24 protein-coding genes are annotated in these 24365 nt (G+C 56.1%); 17 read left to right on the top strand and 7 right to left on the bottom strand.

Annotated elements, in window-relative coordinates; all coding sequences use genetic code 11:
* The 4 genes from PAT9B_RS14885 to PAT9B_RS14870 form a co-directional block, all read right to left on the bottom strand.
* On the bottom strand, positions 1–996 hold the full coding sequence (locus PAT9B_RS14885) for an ABC transporter ATP-binding protein (protein ID WP_013510104.1): 996 nt from the start codon (positions 994–996) through the stop codon (positions 1–3).
* A gap of 18 nt (positions 997–1014) precedes the next feature.
* A complete protein-coding gene (locus tag PAT9B_RS14880; protein WP_013510103.1) occupies positions 1015–1866 on the bottom strand; it encodes an ABC transporter permease in 852 nt (283 codons plus the stop codon).
* A complete protein-coding gene (locus PAT9B_RS14875; RefSeq protein ID WP_013510102.1) occupies positions 1863–2801 on the bottom strand; it encodes an ABC transporter permease in 939 nt (312 codons plus the stop codon). Before PAT9B_RS14875 ends, PAT9B_RS14880 begins: the two co-directional genes overlap by 4 nt.
* A 91-nt stretch (positions 2802–2892) precedes the next feature.
* Positions 2893–4485: an ABC transporter substrate-binding protein gene (locus tag PAT9B_RS14870; protein ID WP_013510101.1), complete on the bottom strand. Its 1593-nt coding sequence runs from the start codon at positions 4483–4485 to the stop codon at positions 2893–2895.
* Positions 4486–4782: 297 nt separating this feature from the next.
* Between PAT9B_RS14870 and PAT9B_RS14865 the strand changes: the two genes are divergently transcribed.
* The 5 genes from PAT9B_RS14865 (at position 4783) to PAT9B_RS14845 (ending at position 9558) form a co-directional block, all read left to right on the top strand.
* The gene (locus tag PAT9B_RS14865; protein WP_013510100.1) at positions 4783–5778 is read left to right on the top strand and encodes a GntR family transcriptional regulator; all 996 of its coding nucleotides are present in this window, start codon (positions 4783–4785) and stop codon (positions 5776–5778) included.
* Entirely contained in the window at positions 5765–6460 is a 696-nt protein-coding gene (locus tag PAT9B_RS14860; RefSeq protein WP_013510099.1) for a creatininase family protein, read from the top strand. The genes PAT9B_RS14865 and PAT9B_RS14860 overlap by 14 nt, the downstream gene beginning before the upstream one ends.
* 32 nt (positions 6461–6492) lie before the next feature.
* Entirely contained in the window at positions 6493–7572 is a 1080-nt protein-coding gene (locus PAT9B_RS14855) for a ketopantoate reductase family protein (RefSeq protein WP_013510098.1), read from the top strand.
* Positions 7572–8336 (top strand): SDR family NAD(P)-dependent oxidoreductase, encoded by a 765-nt coding sequence (locus PAT9B_RS14850; protein ID WP_013510097.1) that lies wholly within the window; start codon positions 7572–7574, stop codon positions 8334–8336. The genes PAT9B_RS14855 and PAT9B_RS14850 overlap by 1 nt, the downstream gene beginning before the upstream one ends.
* 85 nt (positions 8337–8421) lie before the next feature.
* Positions 8422–9558, top strand: a complete 1137-nt coding sequence (locus PAT9B_RS14845) for a 3-phenylpropionate MFS transporter (RefSeq protein ID WP_013510096.1) — start codon at positions 8422–8424, stop codon at positions 9556–9558.
* Here PAT9B_RS14845 and csiE read toward each other — a convergent pair.
* Positions 9555–10823, bottom strand: a complete 1269-nt coding sequence (csiE, locus tag PAT9B_RS14840; protein ID WP_013510095.1) for a stationary phase inducible protein CsiE — start codon at positions 10821–10823, stop codon at positions 9555–9557. The genes PAT9B_RS14845 and csiE overlap by 4 nt on opposite strands.
* Positions 10824–10980: 157 nt before the next feature.
* On the opposite strand from csiE, the gene PAT9B_RS14835 reads away from it, so the two are divergent.
* Complete coding sequence (locus tag PAT9B_RS14835; protein ID WP_013510094.1) at positions 10981–11607, top strand: DUF1007 family protein; 627 nt, start codon at positions 10981–10983, stop codon at positions 11605–11607.
* Positions 11598–12578, top strand: a complete 981-nt coding sequence (locus tag PAT9B_RS14830; protein WP_013510093.1) for a nickel/cobalt transporter — start codon at positions 11598–11600, stop codon at positions 12576–12578. Before PAT9B_RS14835 ends, PAT9B_RS14830 begins: the two co-directional genes overlap by 10 nt.
* A 36-nt stretch (positions 12579–12614) precedes the next feature.
* Here the strand turns inward: PAT9B_RS14830 and suhB are convergent, their stop codons facing one another.
* The gene (gene suhB, locus PAT9B_RS14825; RefSeq protein ID WP_013510092.1) at positions 12615–13418 is read right to left on the bottom strand and encodes an inositol-1-monophosphatase; all 804 of its coding nucleotides are present in this window, start codon (positions 13416–13418) and stop codon (positions 12615–12617) included.
* A gap of 119 nt (positions 13419–13537) precedes the next feature.
* Between suhB and trmJ the strand changes: the two genes are divergently transcribed.
* The 5 genes from trmJ to sseB all read left to right on the top strand — a co-directional run bounded on the left by trmJ (position 13538) and on the right by sseB (position 18353).
* Positions 13538–14281, top strand: coding sequence for a tRNA (cytosine(32)/uridine(32)-2'-O)-methyltransferase TrmJ (gene trmJ / locus PAT9B_RS14820; protein WP_013510091.1), 744 nt, complete (start codon positions 13538–13540; stop codon positions 14279–14281).
* A gap of 133 nt (positions 14282–14414) precedes the next feature.
* Positions 14415–14912 (top strand): Fe-S cluster assembly transcriptional regulator IscR, encoded by a 498-nt coding sequence (gene iscR, locus PAT9B_RS14815; protein WP_013510090.1) that lies wholly within the window; start codon positions 14415–14417, stop codon positions 14910–14912.
* An 89-nt stretch (positions 14913–15001) separates the two neighbouring features.
* Positions 15002–16174 (top strand): IscS subfamily cysteine desulfurase, encoded by a 1173-nt coding sequence (locus PAT9B_RS14810; protein ID WP_013510089.1) that lies wholly within the window; start codon positions 15002–15004, stop codon positions 16172–16174.
* 69 nt (positions 16175–16243) lie between these two features.
* Positions 16244–17530, top strand: a complete 1287-nt coding sequence (gene pepB / locus PAT9B_RS14805) for an aminopeptidase PepB (RefSeq protein ID WP_013510088.1) — start codon at positions 16244–16246, stop codon at positions 17528–17530.
* 55 nt (positions 17531–17585) lie between these two features.
* Complete coding sequence (sseB, locus tag PAT9B_RS14800) at positions 17586–18353, top strand: enhanced serine sensitivity protein SseB (protein ID WP_013510087.1); 768 nt, start codon at positions 17586–17588, stop codon at positions 18351–18353.
* A 30-nt stretch (positions 18354–18383) separates the two neighbouring features.
* Here the strand turns inward: sseB and sseA are convergent, their stop codons facing one another.
* Complete coding sequence (sseA, locus tag PAT9B_RS14795; protein ID WP_013510086.1) at positions 18384–19226, bottom strand: 3-mercaptopyruvate sulfurtransferase; 843 nt, start codon at positions 19224–19226, stop codon at positions 18384–18386.
* A 266-nt stretch (positions 19227–19492) separates the two neighbouring features.
* Between sseA and ndk the strand changes: the two genes are divergently transcribed.
* The 5 genes from ndk to ispG all read left to right on the top strand — a co-directional run bounded on the left by ndk (position 19493) and on the right by ispG (position 24266).
* Positions 19493–19924 (top strand): nucleoside-diphosphate kinase, encoded by a 432-nt coding sequence (ndk, locus tag PAT9B_RS14790; protein ID WP_013510085.1) that lies wholly within the window; start codon positions 19493–19495, stop codon positions 19922–19924.
* A gap of 169 nt (positions 19925–20093) precedes the next feature.
* On the top strand, positions 20094–21263 hold the full coding sequence (locus PAT9B_RS14785) for a bifunctional tRNA (adenosine(37)-C2)-methyltransferase TrmG/ribosomal RNA large subunit methyltransferase RlmN (RefSeq protein ID WP_013510084.1): 1170 nt from the start codon (positions 20094–20096) through the stop codon (positions 21261–21263).
* Between the two features lie 78 nt (positions 21264–21341).
* Positions 21342–22076: a type IV pilus biogenesis/stability protein PilW gene (gene pilW, locus PAT9B_RS14780; RefSeq protein ID WP_013510083.1), complete on the top strand. Its 735-nt coding sequence runs from the start codon at positions 21342–21344 to the stop codon at positions 22074–22076.
* Positions 22066–23106, top strand: a complete 1041-nt coding sequence (gene rodZ, locus PAT9B_RS14775; RefSeq protein WP_013510082.1) for a cytoskeleton protein RodZ — start codon at positions 22066–22068, stop codon at positions 23104–23106. The genes pilW and rodZ overlap by 11 nt, the downstream gene beginning before the upstream one ends.
* 38 nt (positions 23107–23144) lie before the next feature.
* A complete protein-coding gene (gene ispG, locus PAT9B_RS14770) occupies positions 23145–24266 on the top strand; it encodes a flavodoxin-dependent (E)-4-hydroxy-3-methylbut-2-enyl-diphosphate synthase (RefSeq protein ID WP_013510081.1) in 1122 nt (373 codons plus the stop codon).
* Positions 24267–24365: the final 99 nt, after the last annotated feature.

Here is a 24365-nt window from a genome sequence, read left to right as displayed (position 1 = left end):
TTAAACCCCCTCCGGCAACGTCAGGTTGGCGTGATGATGGCAGGCCACCTGGTGATGTGGATTCAGTGCCTCAGACACAGGCAGTTGCCTGAGACACACGTCAGTTTTATAACGACAGCGTGGGCTGAAACTACAGCCTGCTGGCAGATCGAGCAGGGAAGGGGGCGTCCCTTCGATTGACAACAGCGGCTGGCGTTCGCCGCCTGTCTGCGGCACCGAAGCGATCAACCCTTGTGTATAAGGGTGGCGCGGTTGACTGAAGATCTCTTCCACCGGCGCGGTTTCGACGATCCGTCCCGCATACATCACGGCGACGCGATCGCAGAGTTGAGCGACAACCCCCAGATCGTGGGTGACAAAGATAATCCCCATGTCGAGCTGATCGCGCAGGCTGAACAGCAGTTGCAGGATCTGCTCCTGAATGGTGACATCCAGCGCGGTGGTGGGTTCGTCGGCCAGCAACAGACGTGGATTGCCCGCCAGAGCAATGGCGATCATCACGCGCTGACGCATCCCGCCGGAAAACTGATGTGGATAATCGTCAAGGCGCAGCTCCGGGGCCGGAATCCCGACTTGATTTAATAGCTCAATGGCGCGCTGACGGCACTGTTTGCGGTTCAGATCGGTATGCGCGCGCAGGCTTTCCTCGATTTGCCGCCAGACAGTTAATACCGGGTTCAGCGCGATCATCGGTTCCTGAAAAATCATCGCAATTTCACCGCCACGGATGCTGCGCAGTTCAGCAGGGCGCAGGCTCGCAATCTCACGCCCCTGCCATTTGACCGAGCCGGAAATTTCCGCGCTCGACGGCATCAAATGCAGTAACGAGCGCAGCGTGACACTTTTGCCGGAACCGGATTCGCCAACCAACCCGAGAATTTCGCCCGGCTTCAGGCTGAAATTGACGTCCTGGATCGCCCGCAAGCTACCACGTGAGGTATGAATCAGGGTGTTGAGCTGATTCACCTCCAGCAAAGGGGATGTATCACTGGGCATAATTCGTTCTCATGTTTGCTAACGGCTGCCGGGGCGGAGCCAGTCGGCCAGCAGATCGCCAAACAGGCTAAATCCCAGTCCGGTCAGGACGATGGCGAGGCCAGGAAAAATAGTGATCCACCAGGCGGTGTCCATGAAATTCTTGCCGGAGGCAATCAGTACCCCCCATTCCGCCGTCGGGGGCTGCGCGCCCAGGCCGAGATAACCGAGGCTGGAGCCGAGCAGAATGGCGAGTGCCATATCTGTCATCCAGTACACCAGCGTGGTGGTGATAACGTTCGGCAGCACATGGCGAAAGATGATCCTTGGCGTGCTGTAACCCATGACTTTACCTGCGGCAACGTACTCAAGGCGCTTTTGAATACTGACTTCCCCGGCGATCAGCTTGGCGTAGAACACCCAATAAATAATGCCGACGGCGATGTACATGCTGTTCAGGCCCGGGCCGAGGATCGCGACAATGGCAATCACCAACACCAGCAGCGGAAAGGTGACCACCGCATCCACAATGCGCTGAAACAACATTTCGGCAACGCCACCAAAATACCCCACCAACAGTCCGACCAGGGTGCCAAACACCATCGGAAACAGCGTGGTGAAGAAAGCGATTTGCAGGTCGATACGGTACGCGAAGACCACACGTGAAAAGATGTCACGGCCAAAGTTATCGGTGCCAAAAAAGTGTTGCAGGCTCGGCCCTTTCAGGATGGCGCGATAATCAAATTTTAGCGGATCGGCGGTGGCGATCAGATGCGGGAAAAACGCCATCAACAGGCTGAGAATCAGGATGGTGCACCCCAGCAGCGACGGCCAGGGCAGATGCCTGCGCCATTTGCGCGTGAGGGAGCGCCGGGCAATCAATTCACTCATCGCGCTCTCCTCGGATCAATCATCACCTGCACGATATCGGTGAGCAGGAAAATCAGCGACACCAGCACCGATAGCACGATGACCAGACCCTGAATCATCGGGTAGTCGCGGCTGAAAATGCTATCCACCATCAGTCGCGCAATACCGGGCACGGCGAAAACGGTTTCGGTGATCACGGCGCTGCCGATGGTGGTGCCGATATTCAGGGCAAACAGGCTCAGCATCGGGATCAGTGAATTGCGTAATACATGTCGCAGTAACACCACGCGATGGCTCAGACCTTTAGCACGCGCAAAGGTGACATATTCCGCGTCCAGCACCGCGATGATGGAGTTGCGCAGGCTACCAATCAACACCGAGGTAATGCTCACCGCCAGCGTCATGGCCGGAAGAAACAGATGCCAGAGACGCTGTCCCCAGCTGTCGCCGTAACCTCCCACCGGGAACCAGTGCAACTGGGCAGCGAATACCGTCAGTAACACCAGTCCGATATAAAACGAAGGCATCGACAACGTGACCTGCGATGCGCCACGAATGGTGATATCAGTGGTGCTATTACGTTTGAGTGCCGAGATAAAGGCCAGCGGGATCGCCATCAGCAGCGAAAACAGCGCGGCCATCCCGGTCAGCAATAACGTGACGGGTAAACGTTCGGCAATCACCGTGGTGACCGGGGCATGCATCGCATAGGAGTTGCCGAGATTGCCGCTGGCCACCTGGCGCACAAAGTACAAAAACTGCACCGGCAGCGGTTGGCTCAATCCCAGCTCGTTATTGATGCGCGTCACGTCGGCGTCGGTTGCGCGATCGCCAATCATTGCGCTGGCAGGATCACCAGGCAGCAGACGCACGATGGTAAAAGTGACTATCAGGATCACCAGCAGCGTCGGGATAATCAGCAGAATGCGTTTAAAAATATAATTCAGCTCAGTCAACGCGTGCTCCCAAATCCAGCGTACTGGCGCTGTAGCCCACAGGGGTACAGCGCCAGATGCCTGGATTTCACTCGATGTTATGGACGGTGAATTACTTCTTCAGCCAGGTTTCGGTGAAGATGTTATTCCCCAGCGGGATCTGAACAAATCCTTCGACACTTTTCTTCAGCGCGACCGGATAGGAGCTTTCATACAGCGGAATCGTCGGGCCGGTGCTGTTGTAAATATCCTGGATGCGTTTGTATTGCTCGGCACGTTTCGCGGCATTGGTTTCCTGCTGCGAGGCTTCAAACAGCGTGTCTAACTCGTCACTCTTCCAGCCGGAATGCAGCGCCTGAATGTTCTTCGAATAGGCGTAGTAGGAGGTGATCTCGTTCGGGTCGGCGATGTCATCGGTCCACGGACCGATGCGGGTGCTGAAATTCCCCTTACGATAGTTGGCGTTCAGCGTGGCGTTATCCATCTGGTTAATGGTCAGCTTGACGCCAATCTGCGCCCACATCTGTTGCAGGCCAGTGGCGATACTCAGGCTGTCTTCATTGCCTGCCAGGATATTCATGCTGGTGCTAAATCCATCCGGGTAACCGGCTTCCTTCATCAGCGACTGCGCTTTCTCAACGTCTACCGGCCACAACGGCTTGGTGCCGGAGTTGAGCGGGGTGGAGGTTGACATAAACGAGGTCATCGGCTTGCCGAGTCCAAAGGTCACCAGTTGAATAATACCCTCTTTGTCGGTGGCGTAATTGAGCGCTGCACGCACTTTTGGATTCGCCAGTGGGTTCGGTTTGCCGTCGATCTCCGGGCGTGCGTTCACGCTGGCGACTTCCACGCGGGTGGAGGGGAACAGCGCCATATTCAACGCCGCATTGCCCTGCAACTCTTTAACGCGTGAGTAAGGGATAAACTCAGCACCGTCCAGCTCACCCGATTGCAGTTTCAGAATACGGGTCGCATCGTCGGGGATGATTTCAAATTTGATGCTGTCAAGGTAAGGCAGCGCTTTGCCGTCTGCGCCTTTCGCCCAGTAGTACGGGTTGCGTACCAACGTCATGGTGGCGTTATGCTGCCACGACTTAAGGATAAACGGACCGGAACCCACCGGATGCTCGGCAAACGCTGCGGCTTTATCGTGATCGGTCGCGCCGGGTTCCGCTTCAAACAGTTTCTCCGGCATGATCGCGGTGTTGAACACCGTCAGCGCGGTGAGAATGGCGGGATCGGTATGCGACAGATGAATGACGACCGTGTGCGGATCGCTGATGGTGACATTGGCGATAGCACTCACCAGAAATTGCCACACGCCATTGCCGGGCTTGGCGGCACGTTCCAGCGACCATTTCACGTCTTCGGCGGTGATCGGTGATCCATCGGAGAATTTGGTGTCGGGACGCAGAGTCAGCGTCAGGCTTTTCCCATCCTCTGACAGCTTCCAGGCGGTCGCCAGACCGGGTCGGATTCCTTTGCCGTCGTTAGTCGGCAGCAGCAGGGTGTCGTAGAGGTTAGAGAGGATCCAGATATCGTTATTGCTTTCGTTCAGGATAGGTTCGAGGAAATTACTGTCAGCATAGCGCCCATAAACCAGGGTTCCACCGCGCTGTACTACCTCTGCTGCCTGAGCCGCCAGGGCGTTAAGCGCACCGGCTGCCAGTAAGGCGATTAACGTTAATTTAGGCATAACTTTCATGACCTTGCCCCTCTGTTTGTAAGTCAGAAAAATGTTTGTCAGGCCCTCTTATGCCCCCCGAAAACGTGGGCGGACGGAGCCGGCAAAAATGGCGGTAATGATTGTGTTCTAGTTAACTGGTACGATAATTGATGTATTGCTCACAAACTGTCAATAATCAGCGCAAAAAAAATGCAAAAAATAAGAATTGGTTATAACAGTAAGTTATTTCTTCATGATTTTTTTGCCTGATGGCTTGAATTGATGTAAAAAACAGCATAATTGTATTATCAGACCAGTACACTGACCAGGCAGGTTATGGAATTCCACCTCGACCGTGACTCTTCAATCCCGCTGGGAGCGCAGTTGCGCGGGATTATCGAATACGCCATCACCTTTGGCGCGTTAAAACCCGGCGAGCAGCTACCCTCGGTGCGCGACATGGCCGAACAGGTCGGTGTCGCGCCGATGACTGTCGCGCAGGTGTATCGCGAACTTAAAGCGGCTGAGCTGGTGTACAGCAAGCCGGGCGCAGGCACCTTTATTGCCGATGCGGCGCTGGCGCTGGGATCTTCCGACGTGGCTCTTGACGAGCTGCATCAACATCTTGATGCGTTTATCAACAGCGGAATGTTGCTGGGCTTAACCGCAACGGATCTCGGTGCGTTGGTCAGCAGCCGTTTTGCTGAGCGGCAGCGAGAGTTGAAGAAGAAGACGGTGTTTTTTATTGGCAACTTTATCGATGCGGCACGCGATTATGCGCATTGCATCGCAGAAGCGTTGGGTGACATCGCCCGTGTCGAGGCGACAACCCTCACTGATATCAAAAACGACCTGTTACTCCGTCAGCGAGTTGCCAGCGCTGATCTGTTGTTGACCTTTGCCCATCGTCGGCGTGAGGTCAGCCAACTGATTCCGGGGCTACCGTTACTGAATATCAGTTTTATTCCGTCTGAAGCCACCCGCCGTGCGTTGGCTTCGCTCGATCCACTGACGCGCACGCTGGTGGTGTCGATTTTCCCGGAATTTACCGCCTTGATGGCCTCTGGCGTGGCGCGCTTTGCGCCCCATGTCACTCAGGTCACCGTGGTGCAAAGTGATGACCCGCAACTGGGTGAACGATTAAAAGAGACCGATGCGCTGGTGTACGCCACCGGCGTTCAGGAACTCACCGCCCAGTTGGCAGAACACCAGCGTTCTTTTGAGTACCGCCATGTTCCTGATGCAGGGGAGATTCAACGGGTGGTTGTGCCGTTGCTGCAACAGGATATTTTACACGCGTCCAACACCGGGGACCGTAATGAAAATCAGTGAAATGAACTGGCAACAGTTAGCCCACTATCTCACCACCGACGACCGGGTGATTGTGCCGCTCGGCAGCACCGAACAGCATGCGCTGCTCAGTCTGTCAGTGGACTCGATTCTGGCCGAGAGAGTCGCCACTGAGGCCGCAGAGCCTTATGGCATTCCGGTCTTCCCGGTGCTGCCGTTTGGTATGACGCCAGCGTTTAGCGACTATCCCGGCACCATCAGCCTGAGCATGCACACCTATGTATGCCTGCTAAATGACATACTTAATAACCTGAAACGCCAGGGTTTTCGCCGCATTTTGTTTATCAACGGCCACGGTGGTAATGCACCGGCGCAGAACATCATCAGTGAATGGATGGTGAATAATCCGGGGCTGACGGTCCAGTTGCATAACTGGTGGAATGCGCCGCAGACCTGGGAAAAAGTGATGTCTATCGATCCGGTCGCGTCACACGCGTCGTGGATGGAAAACTTCCCGTGGACACGTTTGCCCGGCGTGACCCAACCGGAGCAGCAAAAACCGCTGGTGGATTTGGTGGCGTTACGCAAACTGGACCCGACGCGTGCGAAAGCGTATCTCGGGGACGGTAACTACGGCGGCTATTATCAGCGCGCTGATGAGGAAATGCTCGCCATCTGGCAAACCGCGCTGGCGGAAATTCGCGAGATTATTGACGCGCTTTAGCCCGGTGATGCGCGACTTGCCCGGAGGTACGGATGTCAGTTGTCACTCAGCCAGAAGCCGATCTTTCCCTCGCAGCGCTGCCTCGACAGGAACCCCTGGTGATTTGGGGGGCAGGGGCGATTGGCGGCGCGATCGGTGCGGCATTTATCGCCGCCGGTCAGCCGGTCATTTTTGTCGATAACGTGGCGGAACATGTTGCCGCGATTAACCTTCAGGGGCTGCGTATTACTGGCCCCCTCGGTGAAACTGTGGTGCAGGCACCGGCGTTTTTACCTGAACAGCTTAGCGGCCACTATCGTTGTGTGCTGCTGGCGGTGAAGTCCCACCATACCGCGGGGGCGATCCAGCAGATTGCGCCACACCTCGCAGCCACCGGCTTTGTCGTGTCATTGCAAAACGGCCTCAACGAGCGGGTTATCGCCGAGGTCGTTGGCGTTGAACGTACCGTCGGCGCTTTCCTCAATTTTGGCGCAGACTTCCTTGAACCCGGTGTGATCCACCATGGTGGTCGCGGTGCGGTCGTGATTGGCGAGCTGGACGGTATCACCCGCCCACGCACTGAAACGCTTTATCAGTTGCTGTTGCACTTCGATCCTGCGGCGATCCTCACGCCCAACATTTGGGGATTTCTGTGGGCCAAGATGATCTATGGTGCGCTGTTGTTTGCCACCGCATTGACCAACGACAGCATTGCCGATGTCCTCGCGATGCCGCGTTACCGCCCGGTGCTGACGGCACTGGCACGAGAAATCGGCAGCGTGGCACAGGCACAAAACATCGTGCTGGAAGGGTTTGATGGTTTTGACCCATCGGCGTTTCTCCCCGACGCCAGCCCTGACCATACCCGCCAATCCTTTGATGATATGGTGGCGCATAACCGCCGTTCGGCGAAATCGCACTCCGGCATCTGGCGCGATCTGGCGGTGCGTAAGCGTCAGACTGAGATCGACGCGCAGATTGCCCCGGCTATCGCGATCGGTCTTGGCGTTAATGTAGCGATGCCATTGACCTCGCGGCTGGTGCAACTGATTCACCAGGTGGAGCAGGGCGAACTGCCGCAAAGCCTGACTACCCTGGCCTTACTCGAAGGTCACGAAACGGGAACCTCCTGATGCACAACCCTTTTGACTATGCACAACGAACGGTGTTGGTGACCGGTGCCGCGCAGGGATTTGGCCGCGCGATTTGTCTGGCCTTCGCCGCACGCGGCGCGCAGGTTATCGCTTGTGATATCCAGCAAACGCAGGTGGAGGAGACAGCCGCGTTATGTGGTGAGGGCGCACTGGCGTTTACCGTCGACATCAGTTCGCCCGAGGCGATAAATGCCTTATTTAGCACCCTGGCGTCGCGTCAGCTTCAGGTCGATACGCTGGTCAACAACGCGGGCGGCGTGGTCAGGCAGGTGGGGCAGCCGCTGGAAGATGTCACCTTCGCGCAGTGGCAGGCGATTGTCGATGTTAACCTCAACGGGGTGTTTTTAATGTCGCAGGCGGCGGTGGCCGGGATGAAAGCGCGGCAATTTGGTCGCATTATCAATATCTCCAGCCGTGCCGGGCTGGATGTCAGTCTTACCGGTATCCAGGCTTACGCCAGTGCCAAGGCCGGACAAATTGGCCTGACACGTCAATTGGCCCATGAGTTGGGACCGTGGAACATCACCGTCAATAACGTGGCCCCCGGATTTATTCGCAGCAATCCCTCTACCGAAAAACAGTGGGAGGCGATGGGCAGTGCTGGCCAGCAGCGCTTGATTGACAATATTGCATTGCGACGACTTGGCGTGGCCGAGGACATTGCCCACGCGGTACTGTATTTCGCGTCGGACTGGGCGAACTGGGTGACAGGACAAACCCTCAGCGTTGACGGCGGCAGATAATCCTTTTTTCTATTCCCTTTTACTCATGGCTCTGACAAAGTACCGCGCAAAATAATAACATGGATAATTACCCTGCGGAGTTTGTATGACCCTCGGATCGGCTAAATGGCTGGGCCTCAGTTACTTCACCTACTTTTTCTGTTACGGCATCTACTTACCCTTCTGGAGTGTGTGGCTCAAAGGCTTGGGGTTAGATGCGGAAAAAATCGGTCTGATGATCGGTTGCGGCATGGTGGCACGCTTTGTCGGCAGCCTGTTGATTGCTTCGCAAGTAAAAACCCCCTCCCATTTGATTCGCGCACTACGTCTGTTGGCGCTGCTGACCTGTCTGTTCGCGCTCGGCTTCTGGCTGGGCGGCCAGTGGCTGTGGCTGCTGTTGGTGATGATTGGTTTTAACCTGTTCTTTTCGCCGCTGGTGCCGCTGAGCGATGCGCTGGCGGCCACCTGGACGCAGCAAATCGGTCTTGCCTATGGTCCGGTGCGCTTATGGGGATCGCTGGCGTTTGTGATCAGCTCGGCGCTGACCGGGATGCTGGTGAGCGAGTTTTCGTCGCAGGCGATTCTGGTGCTGCTGTCGGTCGGGGTGCTGTCGATGTTGTCCGGCATGATGTTGCCGCCGAAAACGCAACCGCAGGGCGATGCACGTCAGGGGGCGAGTGGCGGCTGGTCTGTCTGGCGTAATCTGCTGCGCGAAAACGCCGTCTGGCGCTTTATGTTGTGCGTGACCCTGATGCAGGGCGCACATGCTGCCTATTACAGCTTCAGTGCTATCTGGTGGCAGGAATCCGGCTATTCAGCCCGCACCGTAGGCTATCTTTGGTCGCTCGGGGTGGTGGCGGAAATCATCGTGTTCGCGCTCAGCAACTGGCTATTCCGCCGCTGGACGGCACGCGACCTGTTGCTGCTTTCCTGCGTGTGCGCGCTGGTGCGCTGGACGCTACTCGGAGCCAGCACCGCATTACCGCTGCTGATTGTCGGGCAGATTCTGCACTGCGGCAGCTTCACCGTTTGCCATCTGGCGGCGATGCGCTTTATCGCGGCCCGTCAAGGCGCGGAGGTGATCCGTCTGCAATCGCTGTATTCGGCGCTGGCGATGGGCGGCGGGATCGCGGTGATGACCATGATTTGTGGCGTGCTGTTTACCCCTTTGCAGGGGCATCTGTTCTGGGTGATGGCGCTGGTGGCGCTGCCTGCCTTGTTCCTGCGCCCCCGGGCGGTTTAGGACTCCAGCAATTGCCGGATACGCTGCTGCTGATGTTCGCTCAGCGGCAGCTCCGCATGAATCATCGGCGGTGAGAAGAGCGGCAGCGAAGTCGCATAAGGGGTAATCACCAGCGCAATATCTCGCGGTGCGCCATCCTGACGAAATTGCACGATATCCTGATAGGTGATGTTAATGGGCAGCAACGTCAGTTCCCGGATCTGCTGCTCCAGCCGTTGCTCAAGGCCGGCATCGTCACCGGTCAGCAGCAGCACCTGTTTTTCCTGCAAGGCACTCTCCTGCATCAGCCAGGCACCGAACAGCACCGCCACCAGACTCACTTCCTCAGCACTAAAACGGGTCGCAAATTGCACGGCAAAGTCATCGAGCGCGGCGCGGGTCGTGCGCAGCAGGCGTGGATAGAGGCGTGCCACATCCAGCGCCACGCTGTTATCGATGCCGATGGCAAAATGACTGCGATCCAGCGCCTGCGCCAAGTGGGTGAACAGCTGCTGCTTCAACTCTTCCTGATTACTGATTTGGGTCAGCGCCAGCTTTTCAAAGCGGATGATTAACGCCTCCACCGCCTGCATCAGCACTTGCGCCTGAGGATGCTGCAATTGCGAGCCATCTGGTGCATGAATCAGGCTAAACAGCAGCGTCCAGAAATCCGTTTCGCTGGCATCAGGCACCAAGTGGCAACGCTTTTGCCAGTGATGAATCACATCATCGGCGGCGTCGCGCTCTGCCTTCTCTGCCAGCCAGGCACGCTGCGTATCATTGAACAGCGCCATCTGCCGTTGGCACAGGGCATATTTCATATAGATTTGCAGAAATAGCCGATCGCGCGGGCTAAAGTTCCGATTGAGGCGCAGGCTACAATGTTGAATCAGCGCCTGTAAGTTGGTTTCATCCCACAACGCTTTTTCGATTTTCAACACTTTCAGGCGCTGGCGTAGCACCGGGGCAAAGTGTTCGCAGACGAAATCCTGCGACAGGCGCAAAGCGCGTCGCAGCCAGTGGAGCAGGCATAAACGCCTGTCCAGCTCCGTTCCATGTACGCGAAAGCTGCCATCAACCATCTGGTGTAGTTCCAGTTGATGATAACGCTGTATCTCGTCACTGACATCCGCGATATCCTGTCGGGCGACAACAGGGTCCACGCCATTTAACTGGCAGAGCTTGTCAAGCGTCAGCGCGGGAGCGGGCAGAAACAGCAGCAACAGCAGATGGCAGCGACGTTGGGAACGGCTGAAGAGTGGTGCAGAGGAAGTTGCAGAACTCATCAATGGTCATTCCAGCAGGTCATTTTTGAGCTAAGAATAGCCAACTCCGTGTGGTAACCCTGCACTTTGTCGTGACTTTTATTCAGAGCTTTAAAGCGGGTCACAGTTTTTCTGGACCACTGGAATCTGCACCTTTTAATTGTTACTTTATAACGTTATGAAAATTGCGCTTTTTACCCTGATGCTGTTGGTCAGTCACGTGGCCTGGTCACATCCGCATAGTTTTATTGATATGAGAACTGAGCTTCTGACCGACAATGATCATCTCACCGGCTTTAAAATGGTGTGGACCATGGATGAAATCACTTCCGCCGACCTGCTGTACGATGCCGGTAAAGCCGCGCCGGGGAGTGTGGTGTGGAAAAAACTGGCCGCACAGGTGATGGCTAATGTGCTGGGTCAGCATTACTTCACCGAAGTGTGGCAGGGGAAAAATCGGGTGAAATTCCTCAATTTGCCGAAGGAATACCAGCTATCGCGCAACGGCAACAAAGCGGTGCTGGAGTTCATTCTGCCGTTGGGTGAACCGCAATCCCTGAGTCATACGCAGTACCGCATTCTCACCTTTGATCCGAGCTACTTTGTCGATATGTATTACGACAACGCGCAGGCATTGACCCTGCCGGACACGCTGAAAGCGCGTTGCCAGCTCGATTTACACACGCCAAAACCGGACGACTCGCTAAAACAGTACGCGTTGTCACTGGATAAAGCCGATGCGCCACCGGAAGATATGGATCTTGGGCAGCAATTCGCACAGACGGTAACGTTGACATGTCATTAATCTCCCTGCCTGCCGGTTCCCGCCGTTTATGGCCGCTCTGGTTGCTGGCGCTGATTTTGCTGCTGGCGGCGGGCATGTTGTGGCAATACTGGCCGCAAATCTTGCTACAAAGCGTGTTGTGGCAAAAGGTGTTGAATCGTGAGATGACGCAGTTGTTGCAGCAGGTCGCGCAACAGCCACAACAGGCGGGGGTGACCCTGATGCTATTCAGCCTCGCCTACGGCGTACTGCACGCCCTTGGCCCCGGTCATGGCAAAGTGGTGATCAGCACCTTCCTCGCGACCCATCCGGCGCGTTTAAAAACCAGTATGAAGCTGACACTGCTGGCGGCGTTGTTGCAGGGGGGTGTGGCGATCGGCCTGGTGACGGTGATGCTGGTGGTGTTACAAACCTCATCACGCACGATGCATCTGGGCAGCTACTGGCTGGAGAAGGGCAGTTACCTGCTGGTGATGGCGTTGGGGGTGTGGGTGGGATGGCGTGCAGTCCGCGCGCTGCGGGCGGCGTTAAAGCCCGTGGCAAAAATGCAGATCCATGCGATCCGCCCTCACCATCAGCATGATGAGCACTGCGGCTGCGGCCACGCCCATTTGCCAAGTGCTGCGCAGATGGAGCAGGCTGTCAGTGGCAAAACTCAGGCGCTGGTGGTGTTCTCGATGGGGCTGCGTCCCTGTTCGGGTGCCATTATGATGCTGCTGTTTGCGAAAGTGATTGATGTGTATGTCTGGGGCGTCGCCTCCGCCATTGCCATGGCGATGGGCACGGCGGTGACCGTGTCAGCGATGGGGTTGCTGGTGCAGCGTTCGCGTAAACTGGCGGAGAAACTGGGCAGCGCCAGCCCGACAACGCAAGGCGCGCAAGTGCTGATGCCATTGCTGGCAATCGTCGGTAGCGTGGTGTTAGTGGTGGTGGGGGCGTTGCTGTGGCAAAGCGCTCAACCCATGATGAGCAGTGGTCTGCGGCCATTTTAACATCGTGGCGCGCGAATCCGCGCCGCGACAGAAAAATTAGCGCTTCAGCGCTTCGCTCAGTTCGTCACGCATGGTGGACAGCAGAGCTTTAACAACGCGCGGGTTACCGGCAACGATGTTACCTGACATCAGGTAGCCATGGCCGCCGGTGAAGTCAGTCACCAGACCGCCCGCTTCGCGCACCAGCAGTTCACCGGCAGCGAAATCCCACGGTTTCAGACCGATTTCGAAGTAGCCATCCACACGACCCGCCGCCACATAAGCCAGATCCAGCGCCGCTGAACCGGTACGACGGAAGTCAGCGCACTGGGTAAACAGTTTGCCAACCACATTGATATAGGTCTGAGCATGCTGCTTCAGTTTGAACGGGAAGCCAGTTGCCAGAATGGTGCCATCCAGATCGCGAGCGGTGCTGCCACGCAGACGGTAGCCGTTCAGCTGCGCGCCCTGGCCGCGTACTGCGGTGAACAGTTCATTGCGCATTGGATCGTAAACCACCGCAACTTCAGTGCGGCCTTTAATGCGCACAGCGATAGAAACGGAGAAATGAGGGAGGCGTTTGATAAAGTTGGTGGTGCCATCCAGCGGATCGATTACCCATTGAATGTCCTGATCGTCGCCCGCCAGTTCACCGCTTTCTTCGGTGATGATGGTGTGTTGCGGGTATGACTTGCGAATCACTTCGACAATCAGACGTTCTGCGTCGCGGTCAACATTGGTGACGAAATCGTTGCTGCCTTTCTGGCTGGCTTCGACAGCGTCCGGGGTTTCATAATTTTTTGCAATTAAATTTCCGGCCTTGCGCGCAGCGCGCACGGCGATGTTGAGCATCGGATGCATCGGTATCTCTCGCTGGATGTTAAAGAACAGGGAAAACGGCGCGGAGTATAGCAGCGCATTCGGTAAATGTCCTGCTTTTATGTTAGCATCGCGCCATCATTTTCTTACCTGCTTCTATTATGCTGCAAAATATCCGAATTGTACTGGTGGAAACCTCCCACACCGGCAACATGGGCTCCGTCGCCCGTGCCATGAAAACCATGGGTTTAAGTAATCTCTATCTGGTTAATCCGTTGGTGAAACCCGACTCTCAGGCGATCTCCCTTGCCGCTGGAGCCAGCGATGTGATTGGCAATGCGCAGATCGTCGATACCCTCGATGAGGCGATTGCCGGCTGTAGCCTGGTGGTCGGCACCAGTGCGCGTTCACGTTCGCTGCCGTGGCCGATGTTGGATTCACGTGAATGCGGCATCAAAAGCGTGGAAGAGGGGCAGCAGGCACCGGTTGCGCTGGTGTTTGGCCGTGAGCGTGTGGGCCTGACCAACGAAGAGCTACAGAAGTGTCATTATCATGTCGCGATTCAGGCCAACCCGGAATACAGCTCGCTGAATCTGGCGATGGCGGTACAAATCATTGCTTACGAAGTGCGGATGGCCTGGCTGGATGCGCAGGAAAAGGCCACTCCACAACCGCAATTTGCTGAGTCGCCGTATCCGCTGGTTGATGATCTGGAACGTTTTTATCAGCACATGGAACAGATGATGCTGAACAGCGGCTTTATCCGCGAAGGCAATCCCGGCCAGGTGATGAGCAAGCTGCGTCGTCTGTACACCCGCGCGCGCCCGGAACGCGATGAGCTGAACATTCTGCGCGGTATGCTGGCGTCGTTTGAAAAACGTAAGGGCAGTGAGGGTAATAGTTGAGTAAATCGCTTGGTTAAATAGTTGAGCAAATTACTCGGTTAAATAGTTGACCAATTTACTCAGGAATGTCAGACTAGCGGCCATTCATCAGATACCCGCCGATAACCGACGGACGCTTACGAGGTTGTATGCTATGAGACTGACATCCAAAGGACGTTATGCCGTTACCGCTATGCTGGACGTTGCCCTGCACTCGCACGAGGGGCCGGTGCCGCTGGCTGACATTTCTGAGCGTCAGGGCATTTCGCTCTCCTATCTGGAGCAGTTATTCTCGCGTCTGCGTAAGCACGGTCTGGTTGCCAGCGTTCGTGGTCCGGGCGGCGGTTATCTGTTAGGTAAAGATGCTGGCGCGATTGCCGTTGGTGCGGTGATCACCGCCGTTGACGAATCCGTTGATGCCACCAAATGCCAGGGCAAAGAAGGTTGCCAGGGCGGCGAACGTTGCCTGACTCACGTCCTGTGGCGTGATCTGAGCGTGCGTATCAGCGAATTCCTCAACAACATCACGCTGGCGGAACTGGTCAACAATCAGGAAATTCTGGATGTCGCTGACCGTCAGAATGCCATCGACAATCGCCGCTTCCAGACTCACCGCGTGCAGGAAACCATCAACGTTAACCTGCGTGCCTGATCCGCTCTCTTTCGGCCTTTCCTGCTAAGGCAGGGAAGGCTGAATCATGCTATAACGTCGTATGATTTTTTATACGGAGCTTTAGCGCAATGAAATTACCGATCTACCTGGATTACGCAGCCACTACGCCTGCGGATCCGCGTGTTGCCACCAGAATGATGCAGTTTCTCACCCTGGATGGCACGTTCGGTAACCCCGCTTCCCGTTCTCACCGTTTTGGCTGGCAGGCTGAAGAAGCTGTTGATGTGGCACGCAATCAGGTTGCGGAGCTGGTCAATGCCGATCCGCGTGAAATCGTGTTTACGTCCGGTGCCACCGAGGCCGATAACCTCGCCATCAAAGGCGCGGCGCAGTGCCATCAGGCGCGCGGCAAACACATCATTACCAGCCAGACCGAACACAAAGCGGTGCTCGATAGCTGCCAGCAGCTGGAGCGCGAAGGCTTCGAGGTCACCTATCTGCAACCCGGTCCTGACGGTATCGTTACCCGCGAGATGTTGGCGGCGGCAGTGCGTGAAGACACGGTGCTGGTTTCGCAGATGCACGTCAACAACGAAACGGGCGTGATTCAGGATATCGCCGCACTCGGTGCCTTGTGCCGTGAACGTGACATTCTGTTCCATGTCGATGCGACGCAGAGTGTCGGTAAGCTGCCGATTGACGTCAGTGTGCTGCCGGTGGATTTGATGTCGTTCTCGGCACACAAAATTTATGGCCCGAAAGGCATTGGTGCGCTCTGGGTACGATGCAAACCGCGTTTGCAGATTGATGCGCAGATGCACGGTGGCGGTCATGAGCGCGGCATGCGCTCCGGCACTTTGCCGGTGCATCAGATCGTCGGCATGGGCGAAGCCTACCGCATTGCCCGTGAAGAGATGAGCAGTGAAGTTGCCCGTCTCGCTGCCCTGCGCCAGCGTCTGTGGCAGGGCATCAGCGCCTTGAGCGATGTCACGCTGAATGGTTCGCTGGAGCAGGGTGCGCCCAATATCCTCAATATCAGTTTTGCCCACGTTGAAGGTGAATCGTTGATTATGGCGCTGAAAGATCTGGCGCTCTCTTCCGGTTCCGCCTGTACTTCAGCCAGTCTCGAACCCTCTTACGTGCTACGCGCGATGGGCGTTGAGCAGGAGCTGGCACACAGCTCGCTGCGTTTTTCGCTCGGACGTTTTACCACCGCAGAGGAAATTGATTACGCCATCGAGCTGGTCAACAAAGCGGTAACCCGTCTGCGGGCGCTGATGCCTGCGGCAAATTCTCGCTAATTACTGGTTTAACAGCATCATTCCGCTGGTCTGGCGGAAGGTGATAACTCACGCATACGGAGCCACGCGATGACAACACAACCGATGACAATTACGCTCAGCTCCCAGGCCGCCGATGCGCGCTGGGGTGAAAAAGCGTTGCTGAGCAGCAATGACAGTGGCATGACGATTCATCTCACCGGTGCGGATGCGCTGCTGAGCATTCAACGCGCCGCACGCAAACTCGACGGTCAGGGCATTCGCCATGTTGCGTTAAGCGGCGAAGGCTGGGATCTGGAGAAAAGCTGGGCGTTCTGGCAGGGCTACCGTGGCCCGAAAGGATCGCGTCAGGTGGACTGGCCGACCCTGAGCGAACAGGATCAGCGCGAATTTGATCGCCGGCTGAAGATCGTTGACTGGGTACGCAACACCATCAACCTGCCGGCTGAAGATCTCAGCCCGGAACAGCTGGCACACGGCGCGATTGATCTGATTTCTGAAGTTGGCGGTGATGCCGTGAGTTATCGCATCACCAAGGGTGAAGATCTGCGCGAGCAGGGCTATCTCGGCATTCATACCGTTGGCCGTGGTTCTACCCGCGCACCGGTGCTGTTGGCGCTGGATTTCAATCCGGGCGGTGACGAGAACACCCCGGTGTACGCTTGCCTGGTAGGTAAAGGCATCACCTTTGATACCGGTGGCTACAGCCTGAAGCAAAGCAGCTTTATGGACTCGATGAAGTCCGATATGGGCGGTGCCGCCACCCTGACGGGGGCACTGGCGCTGGCGATCTCTCGTGGTCTGAATAAACGTGTGAAACTCTACCTGTGCTGCGCTGACAACATGGTGAGCGGCAACGCGTTCCGTCTTGGCGATATCATTCGCTATCGCAACGGCAAAACTGTTGAAGTGATGAACACCGATGCCGAAGGGCGTCTGGTGCTGGCCGATGGCCTGATCGATGCCAGCGAGCAGAACCCGGAATTGCTGATTGATGCCGCTACGCTGACCGGTGCTGCGAAAACCGCACTCGGCAACGATTACCACGCGCTGTTCACCTTTGATGATGTGCTGGCACAATCGCTGCTGGGTAGTGCAGCCAGTGAGAACGAAGCGTTCTGGCGTCTGCCGCTGGCAGAATTCCATCGCAGCCATCTGCCGTCAAACTTTGCCGATCTGAACAACATTGCCAGCCCGGCACACTCCGCCGGTGCCAGCAGCGCGGCGGCGTTCCTGTCACACTTCGTCAGCAAGTACCAGCAAGGCTGGCTGCATATCGACTGTTCAGCGACCTACCGTAAAAGCGCGGTGGATCAGTGGTCAGCAGGCGCAACCGGCCTTGGGGTTCGCACCATCGCCAATTTGCTGCTGAAATAATCCCGCTGACGGCAGGTATAATCCTGCCGTCTTTTTTTTTTGGAAAAACCAAACCATGAGTAACCGTCTTGAAGAGGTGCTGAAGCTGGCGGCCACTGAGCCTGCGCACCGCCCGGAGTTTTTTCAGCTGTTGCTGGACGCGGATGTCTGGGTGCCGGGCGAAAGTAGCGCGCAGCAATTTGACGCCACCACACCGGTTGATCTTCAGCACTGGGAAAAAGAAGGGGGCGGCAGCGTCATCCCTTTTTTCACATCTGAACAGGCGATGAGTGAAGCCATCAAAGATGAGCAGCCGTACCTGCGCCTGCCGGTACGCACCTTGTTCGAAATGACGCTGGGCGAAACCCTGTTCCTCAACCCCAAGCTGCCGACCGGGAAAGAGTTTTCACCGGGTGAAATTGCCCATTTGCTGGGCGAAGAGGGCAGTGCGCTGAGTCAGCAAACGGTGCTGGAGGGCGGCCAGTCATTGCTGCTCTCAGAAGTGGCTGCACCCCCGGCGCAGATGGTTGATTCGCTCACCCAGCTGTTTGCCAAATATAAGCAGGTACGTCGCGCGTATATTGCCAGCATTCGTGAGCAGGCCGGTGCGGAACCGAATCTGTTGATTGGTATCGAGGCGGACAGTGATATTGAAGCGATCATTCAGGCGGCGGGTAGTGTAGCGACCGATACGCTTACCGACGATGCGCCGATTGATCTGTGTGAAGTGGTGAGCGGCGAACATGGCGTCAGCCATTTCTTCACTGCCCACATTACGCCGTTTTACGAGCGTCGCTGGGGCAGTTTCCTGCGTGACTTTAAAGGCAGTCAGCGCATTATCTAAAAAAGCGCGGTCCGACGACCGCGCTTTTTATCATTTCTCAATCGGCAAATCGTCGCGGCTACCCCATTCTCCCCAGGAACCGTCGTACAGCGTGACATCCCGCACGCCAAGCGCTGTCAGCGCCAGAATCACCACGACTGCGGTCACACCTGAGCCGCAGCTGGCAATGATCGGCTGATCCAACTGCACGCCAGCCCGATCAAATTCCTCGCGTAGTTGCGCTGCCGGTTTCAGTGCGCCGTTCACCACCAGATTGTTCCACGGCACGTTGCGGCTGTTGGGGATATGTCCGCGCAACAGGCCGGGACGCGGTTCGTCCACTTCGGCATTGAAGCGATTGGCGGCACGGGCATCGATAATCTGCGCACCACCTTCATGGCTGATCAGCAACACATCGGTCAGACGTTTCACCTGGGTGCTGTCATATTTGGCGTCAAATTCCCCTTCCGCTAACACCACCGGACCGGTTGCCAGCGGGTAACCGGCTGCTTTCCAGCCCGCCAGTCCTCCTGCCAGGATCGAGACGTTGACGCAACCAAAAGCGCGTAACATCCACCAGGCGCGCGGTGCGGAGAACAGGTTGCCTTCATCGTAGACCACCAGGTGCTTATCCTGGCTGACGCCCAATTCTCGCATTGCCACCGCAAAGGCTTCGGCACGCGGCATCATGTGCGGGTAGGGGCTGGTGTGATCGGATAAGGCTTCGATATTGAAGAAAGGGGCGTCGGGCAGATGGCCCGCCAGATACTCCGCCTGGATATCACGCACCGCTTCCTGGCCGGGTGGCAGCATGCGCGCATCCAGCACCTGTAGAGTTTCCTCGGTGTAATGTTCTTTTAACCAGTCAGCAGACACAAACAGGGGAGCTGTCATAGCAACCTCTTCTCATCAATCGGGAAAGACTCAGTGTCCGGGAATGTGGACGCTATCTCAAGGGTTAGTAAGGAGAAAGTTGGGGATGAACATCCCGGTATGGCACATTTTTCAGCGGTCTGCCCCGACTAAAATCAATTATTTTCAATAATTCCTACGATCGGCAATAGGCAACGCCCGATGATGTCCCTATAATCGCCCCGTTTTCTTACCGGGCCGGTTCCCGGTTTCTTCAGAATGGCTATGCCGTAAAAACAGAGGTCAACATGGCAATCGAACGTACTTTCTCAATCGTTAAACCAAACGCTGTCGCTAAGAACGTAATTGGTGCTATCTACAACCGTTTTGAAAGCGCGGGCTTCAAAATCGTTGGCGCAAAAATGCTGCACCTGACCAAAGAACAGGCTGAAGGTTTCTACGCGGAGCACAAAGGCCGTCCGTTCTTCGACGGTCTGGTTGAATTCATGACCTCTGGTCCGGTTGTGGTTTCTGTACTGGAAGGTGAAAACGCCGTTCAGCGTCACCGTGACCTGATGGGTGCAACCAACCCGGACAACGCACTGGCTGGCACCCTGCGTGCTGACTACGCGGACAGCTTCACCGAGAACGCCACTCACGGTTCAGACTCTACCGAATCTGCTGCGCGTGAAATCGCCTACTTCTTCGCTGAAAACGAAGTCTGCCCGCGCACTCGCTAAGGTGGCATAAGATTTACACCTTTTAATCAGGTGTAAATCTGTTCCCCTGGCATCATGCCGCAGATGTAGTACAATTATGCGCCCTTGTTGAGCCTGCTCAGCAAGGGCGCTGTTTTTTTCCTATTCTTAACCAGAGCCATAACGTGTAACAACGAGGCCAGAGAACATTATGTCCGAACAGATTGTGACGCCGTCGTCCGCTTCCCCCGTGGTTGTTTCCCCGAAAAACGAAAAAATTAACCTGCTGGATCTCAATCGTCAGCAGATGCGCGAATTCTTTGTCTCGCTGGGTGAAAAACCGTTTCGCGCCGATCAGGTGATGAAGTGGATGTATCACTACTGCTGCGATGATTTCGAGCAGATGACCGATATCAACAAAGTGCTGCGCGGCAAGCTGATGCAGCTCACTGAGATCCGCGCCCCGGAAGTGGCGGAAGAGAAACGTTCCAGCGATGGCACCATTAAATGGGCGATTCGCGTGGGTGACCAACTGGTGGAAACCGTGTACATCCCGGAAGATGACCGCGCCACGCTGTGCGTCTCTTCACAGGTGGGTTGTGCACTGGAGTGCAAATTCTGTTCGACGGCGCAGCAAGGCTTTAACCGTAACCTGCGTGTATCAGAAATTATCGGTCAGGTGTGGCGTGCGGCGAAAATTATCGGTGCCGCGAAAGTGACCGGTCAGCGTCCTATCACCAACGTGGTAATGATGGGAATGGGCGAGCCGTTGCTGAACCTCAACAACGTGGTACCGGCGATGGAAATCATGCTGGATGACTTCGGTTTTGGCCTGTCCAAACGCCGCGTCACCCTGTCAACCTCGGGTGTGGTTCCGGCACTGGACAAGCTGGGCGATATGATTGACGTCGCGCTGGCTATTTCTCTGCACGCACCGAACGACAAGCTGCGCGATGACATCGTGCCGATTAACAAGAAATACAACATCGAAACGTTCCTCGCCGCCGTGAAACGTTACCTGGCGAAGTCAAATGCGAACCAGGGGCGCGTCACCATCGAGTACGTTCTGCTGGATCACGTCAATGACAGCACGGACGATGCTCATCAGTTGGCTGAGCTGCTGAAAGATACGCCGAGCAAAATCAACCTGATTCCGTGGAACCCCTTCCCGGGCGCGCCCTATGGCCGCAGCTCCAACAGCCGTGTCGATCGTTTCTCTAAGGTGTTGATGGAATACGGTTTCACCACCATCGTGCGTAAAACCCGTGGTGATGATATTGATGCCGCCTGTGGTCAGTTAGCCGGTGATGTGATCGACCGTACCAAACGTACTATGCGTAAAAAGATGGCGGGTGAAGCCATCTCTGTGAAGGCGCTCTGAAACTCAGCGCCTGGTAATTTGCACCAGGCGCAACTCATGTCAGTCTCTCCCGCCTGAATCACTCAGGGAGAAGCGACAATGAGTAAGGGATTACCGGCAGTGTTATTAGCAGGCTTTGTTGTAACCGGTTGTGTCAGTGAACCTGCGCGTCAGAACGCGGCAGATATCCGCCTGCAGTTGGGATTGCACTATCTGGCCGCGCAGGATTTTTCATCCGCGCAGCGTAATTTGCTGCGAGCACAACAAGCTGCACCACATGACTATCGTGTGCCTCTGGCGCTTGCACGTGTGGCTCAGGCGCAGCAAAATATCGCGCAAACGCGTTGGTACTACCAGCGTGCGCAGCAACTGGCTCCTGCCAACGGCTACGTCGCTAACAATTACGGTGCGTTTCTTTGCGGTTTGAGGCAGTATGACGAATCGCATCAACAGTTTAAGTTAGCGGCTGATGCGCAGGAACCCGACGCTCGTCACGATGCATTATTATTTTCGGGCTATTGTTACCTGCAAGCTGAAGATGATGCCGCCGCGCGAAAGCAATTAACGCTCGCGCTGGATGAAGCGCCGGAGCAGGGCAGTCAACTGCTGGCGGAGGCGGAAAAGCAATTTGATCGGCAAGCGTGGAACAAGGTTTCACTGCTCTTAGAGGTTTACCACCACAGGCTGCCTGCCAGTGCAGACAGTTTATGGTTACAGATACGTTTCGCCGCGCAACAGGGAAACGCTGCTGACGTTACACGTTATGGCGACCGGTTGGCGCGAAGTTTTCCACAATCGATACAGTACCAGCGTTATTTAGCTAATGAATACTGAAGCCACTCAAGAGAAATCTGCAGTACATTCCACAGGTGAACGCCTGCGACTGGCCCGTGAGCAGATGGGGCTGACCCAGCAAAACGTCGCGGAACGCCTGTGCCTGAAACTTTCCACCGTGCGTGATATTGAAGAGGACAAGTCGCCAGCCGATTTAGCCTCGACGTTCCTGCGCGGTTACATTCGATCCTATGCACGTCTGGTGCATGTGCCGGAAGACGATCTGCTGCCGATGATGGCGAAGCAGGCACCGGTACGTGCGGCCAAAATCGAGCCGATGCAGAGCTTCTCCTTGGGTAAACGCCGTAAGAAACGCGATGGCTGGCTGATGATCTTCACCTGGCTGGTGATCTTCGTCGTTATCGGGTTGACCGGTGCCTGGTGGTGGCAGAACCATAAAGCCTCCCAGGATGAGTTGGTCTCCATGGCTGACCAGAACGGCAGCAACAGTAGCGATAACAGCCAATCGATCCCGCTGGGCGATAACAGCAGCGACGCCAGCGCCGATGCCGACAGCAACGGTGCAGGTACGCCAGTGGATAATGGCGCGGGTGCCGTGGCGACGCCGGACAGTGCGACCAACACGCCAGCACAGGCCAGCAATGCGCCAGCGGCCACGTCTGCACCGGCTACAGCCACGCAAGGTAATGATAATGCAGTGGTTTCTCCCAGTCAGGCTCCGGTAGATACCACCCCGCCGCCCGCCACCTCTCCGGCACCGGCCAATAGCGTGGCTGGTCAGCTGCCAACCGGTGGCGCAGGCGTAAGCCAGGCTTCGAGCGATCCGAACGCACTGGTCATGAACTTCAGCGCCGACTGCTGGCTGGAAGTGACCGACGCGAGCGGTAAAAAACTGTTCAGCGGCCTGCAACGTAGCGGCGGTAAACTCAGCCTCGCCGGTCAGCCTCCGTATCGTCTGAAAATTGGGGCTCCTGCCGCTGTACAGGTGCAATATCAGAATCAGCCCGTTGATTTAAGTCGTTTTATCCGTAATAACCAGGTTGCTCGTCTGACTGTGGGTGCGCAATAACGCGCACCTCGCCTGCCGGGCAATTGTGGAGAGAGAATATGCATAACGAAGCACCCATTATCCGTCGCAAATCAACGCGGATTTACGTCGGCAAGGTGCCAGTCGGCGATGGTGCGCCTATTGCCGTTCAGTCGATGACCAACACCCGCACCACGGATGTTGAAGCGACGGTCAATCAGATCAAGGCGCTGGAGCGCGTGGGCGTTGATATCGTCCGTGTCTCGGTGCCCACGATGGATGCGGCGGAAGCCTTCAAACTGATTAAGCAACAGGTCAATGTGCCGCTGGTGGCGGATATTCACTTTGACTACCGTATTGCACTGAAAGTCGCCGAATACGGTGTCGATTGTCTGCGTATTAACCCCGGCAATATCGGCAACAACGAGCGTATTCGTCAGGTGGTGGACTGCGCGCGTCACTACAATATCCCGATCCGTATCGGGGTGAACGCCGGTTCTCTGGAAAAAGATTTGCAGGAAAAGTACGGCGAGCCAACGCCGCAGGCGCTGCTCGAATCGGCGATGCGTCATGTGGATCACCTCGATCGTCTCAACTTTGATCAGTTCAAGGTCAGCGTCAAAGCCTCGGATGTCTTCCTCGCGGTGGAATCTTATCGCCTGCTGGCGAAAGCCATCGACCAGCCGCTGCATCTCGGTATTACCGAAGCGGGCGGCGCACGTGCCGGGGCGGTGAAATCCGCCATTGGTTTAGGATTGCTGCTGTCTGAAGGTATCGGCGATACCCTGCGTATTTCGCTGGCGGCCGATCCGGTAGAAGAGGTTAAGGTCGGTTACGACATCCTCAAATCACTGCGTATTCGTTCGCGTGGCATTAACTTTATTGCCTGCCCGACCTGCTCACGTCAGGAATTTGACGTGATCGGCACGGTGAATGCGCTGGAAGAGCGTCTTGAGGACATCATCACGCCGATGGATGTATCGATCATTGGTTGTGTGGTGAATGGCCCTGGTGAAGCGACGGTCTCGACGTTGGGCGTGACCGGTGGCAACAAGAAAAGTGGTTTCTACGAAGATGGCGTGCGTCAGCGCGATCGTCTCGATAATCAGGACATGATCGACCAGCTGGAGGCGCGCATCCGCGCCAAAGCATCGATGCTGGACGAAAGCCGTCGCATCAACGTGCAGCAGCTGGAAAAATAAGGGAAGGTGCGCATCTGCGCACCGGTTTGTGATTGAACCTGTGCGGTTTCATCCTCATAAGGTATGATGCCGGACAGGTTTTTTTGTCTTAAGAGATTC

The organism is Pantoea sp. At-9b (assembly GCF_000175935.2).
Taxonomy (GTDB): Bacteria; Pseudomonadota; Gammaproteobacteria; order Enterobacterales; family Enterobacteriaceae; genus Pantoea.
The sequence above is the reverse complement of the archived record's forward strand: the minus strand, read 5'-3'. Positions and strand labels throughout refer to the sequence as shown.

Bases quoted from the DNA above. Each gene is read 5' to 3' on its own strand.
- PAT9B_RS14835 (WP_013510094.1), top strand. From the start codon at position 10,981: ATGAAAATTGCGCTTTTTACCCTGATGCTGTTGGTCAGTCACGTGGCC.
- PAT9B_RS14860 (WP_013510099.1), top strand. From the start codon at position 5,765: ATGAAAATCAGTGAAATGAACTGGCAACAGTTAGCCCACTATCTCACC.
- ispG (WP_013510081.1), top strand. From the start codon at position 23,145: ATGCATAACGAAGCACCCATTATCCGTCGCAAATCAACGCGGATTTAC.
- rodZ (WP_013510082.1), top strand. From the start codon at position 22,066: ATGAATACTGAAGCCACTCAAGAGAAATCTGCAGTACATTCCACAGGT.
- iscR (WP_013510090.1), top strand. From the start codon at position 14,415: ATGAGACTGACATCCAAAGGACGTTATGCCGTTACCGCTATGCTGGAC.
- PAT9B_RS14810 (WP_013510089.1), top strand. From the start codon at position 15,002: ATGAAATTACCGATCTACCTGGATTACGCAGCCACTACGCCTGCGGAT.
- PAT9B_RS14785 (WP_013510084.1), top strand. From the start codon at position 20,094: ATGTCCGAACAGATTGTGACGCCGTCGTCCGCTTCCCCCGTGGTTGTT.
- PAT9B_RS14845 (WP_013510096.1), top strand. From the start codon at position 8,422: ATGACCCTCGGATCGGCTAAATGGCTGGGCCTCAGTTACTTCACCTAC.
- PAT9B_RS14830 (WP_013510093.1), top strand. From the start codon at position 11,598: ATGTCATTAATCTCCCTGCCTGCCGGTTCCCGCCGTTTATGGCCGCTC.
- PAT9B_RS14855 (WP_013510098.1), top strand. From the start codon at position 6,493: ATGTCAGTTGTCACTCAGCCAGAAGCCGATCTTTCCCTCGCAGCGCTG.
- pepB (WP_013510088.1), top strand. From the start codon at position 16,244: ATGACAACACAACCGATGACAATTACGCTCAGCTCCCAGGCCGCCGAT.
- sseA (WP_013510086.1), bottom strand. From the start codon at position 19,226: ATGACAGCTCCCCTGTTTGTGTCTGCTGACTGGTTAAAAGAACATTAC.
- PAT9B_RS14870 (WP_013510101.1), bottom strand. From the start codon at position 4,485: ATGAAAGTTATGCCTAAATTAACGTTAATCGCCTTACTGGCAGCCGGT.
- PAT9B_RS14885 (WP_013510104.1), bottom strand. From the start codon at position 996: ATGCCCAGTGATACATCCCCTTTGCTGGAGGTGAATCAGCTCAACACC.
- pilW (WP_013510083.1), top strand. From the start codon at position 21,342: ATGAGTAAGGGATTACCGGCAGTGTTATTAGCAGGCTTTGTTGTAACC.
- ndk (WP_013510085.1), top strand. From the start codon at position 19,493: ATGGCAATCGAACGTACTTTCTCAATCGTTAAACCAAACGCTGTCGCT.
- PAT9B_RS14865 (WP_013510100.1), top strand. From the start codon at position 4,783: ATGGAATTCCACCTCGACCGTGACTCTTCAATCCCGCTGGGAGCGCAG.
- sseB (WP_013510087.1), top strand. From the start codon at position 17,586: ATGAGTAACCGTCTTGAAGAGGTGCTGAAGCTGGCGGCCACTGAGCCT.
- PAT9B_RS14850 (WP_013510097.1), top strand. From the start codon at position 7,572: ATGCACAACCCTTTTGACTATGCACAACGAACGGTGTTGGTGACCGGT.
- PAT9B_RS14880 (WP_013510103.1), bottom strand. From the start codon at position 1,866: ATGAGTGAATTGATTGCCCGGCGCTCCCTCACGCGCAAATGGCGCAGG.
- suhB (WP_013510092.1), bottom strand. From the start codon at position 13,418: ATGCATCCGATGCTCAACATCGCCGTGCGCGCTGCGCGCAAGGCCGGA.
- csiE (WP_013510095.1), bottom strand. From the start codon at position 10,823: ATGAGTTCTGCAACTTCCTCTGCACCACTCTTCAGCCGTTCCCAACGT.
- trmJ (WP_013510091.1), top strand. From the start codon at position 13,538: ATGCTGCAAAATATCCGAATTGTACTGGTGGAAACCTCCCACACCGGC.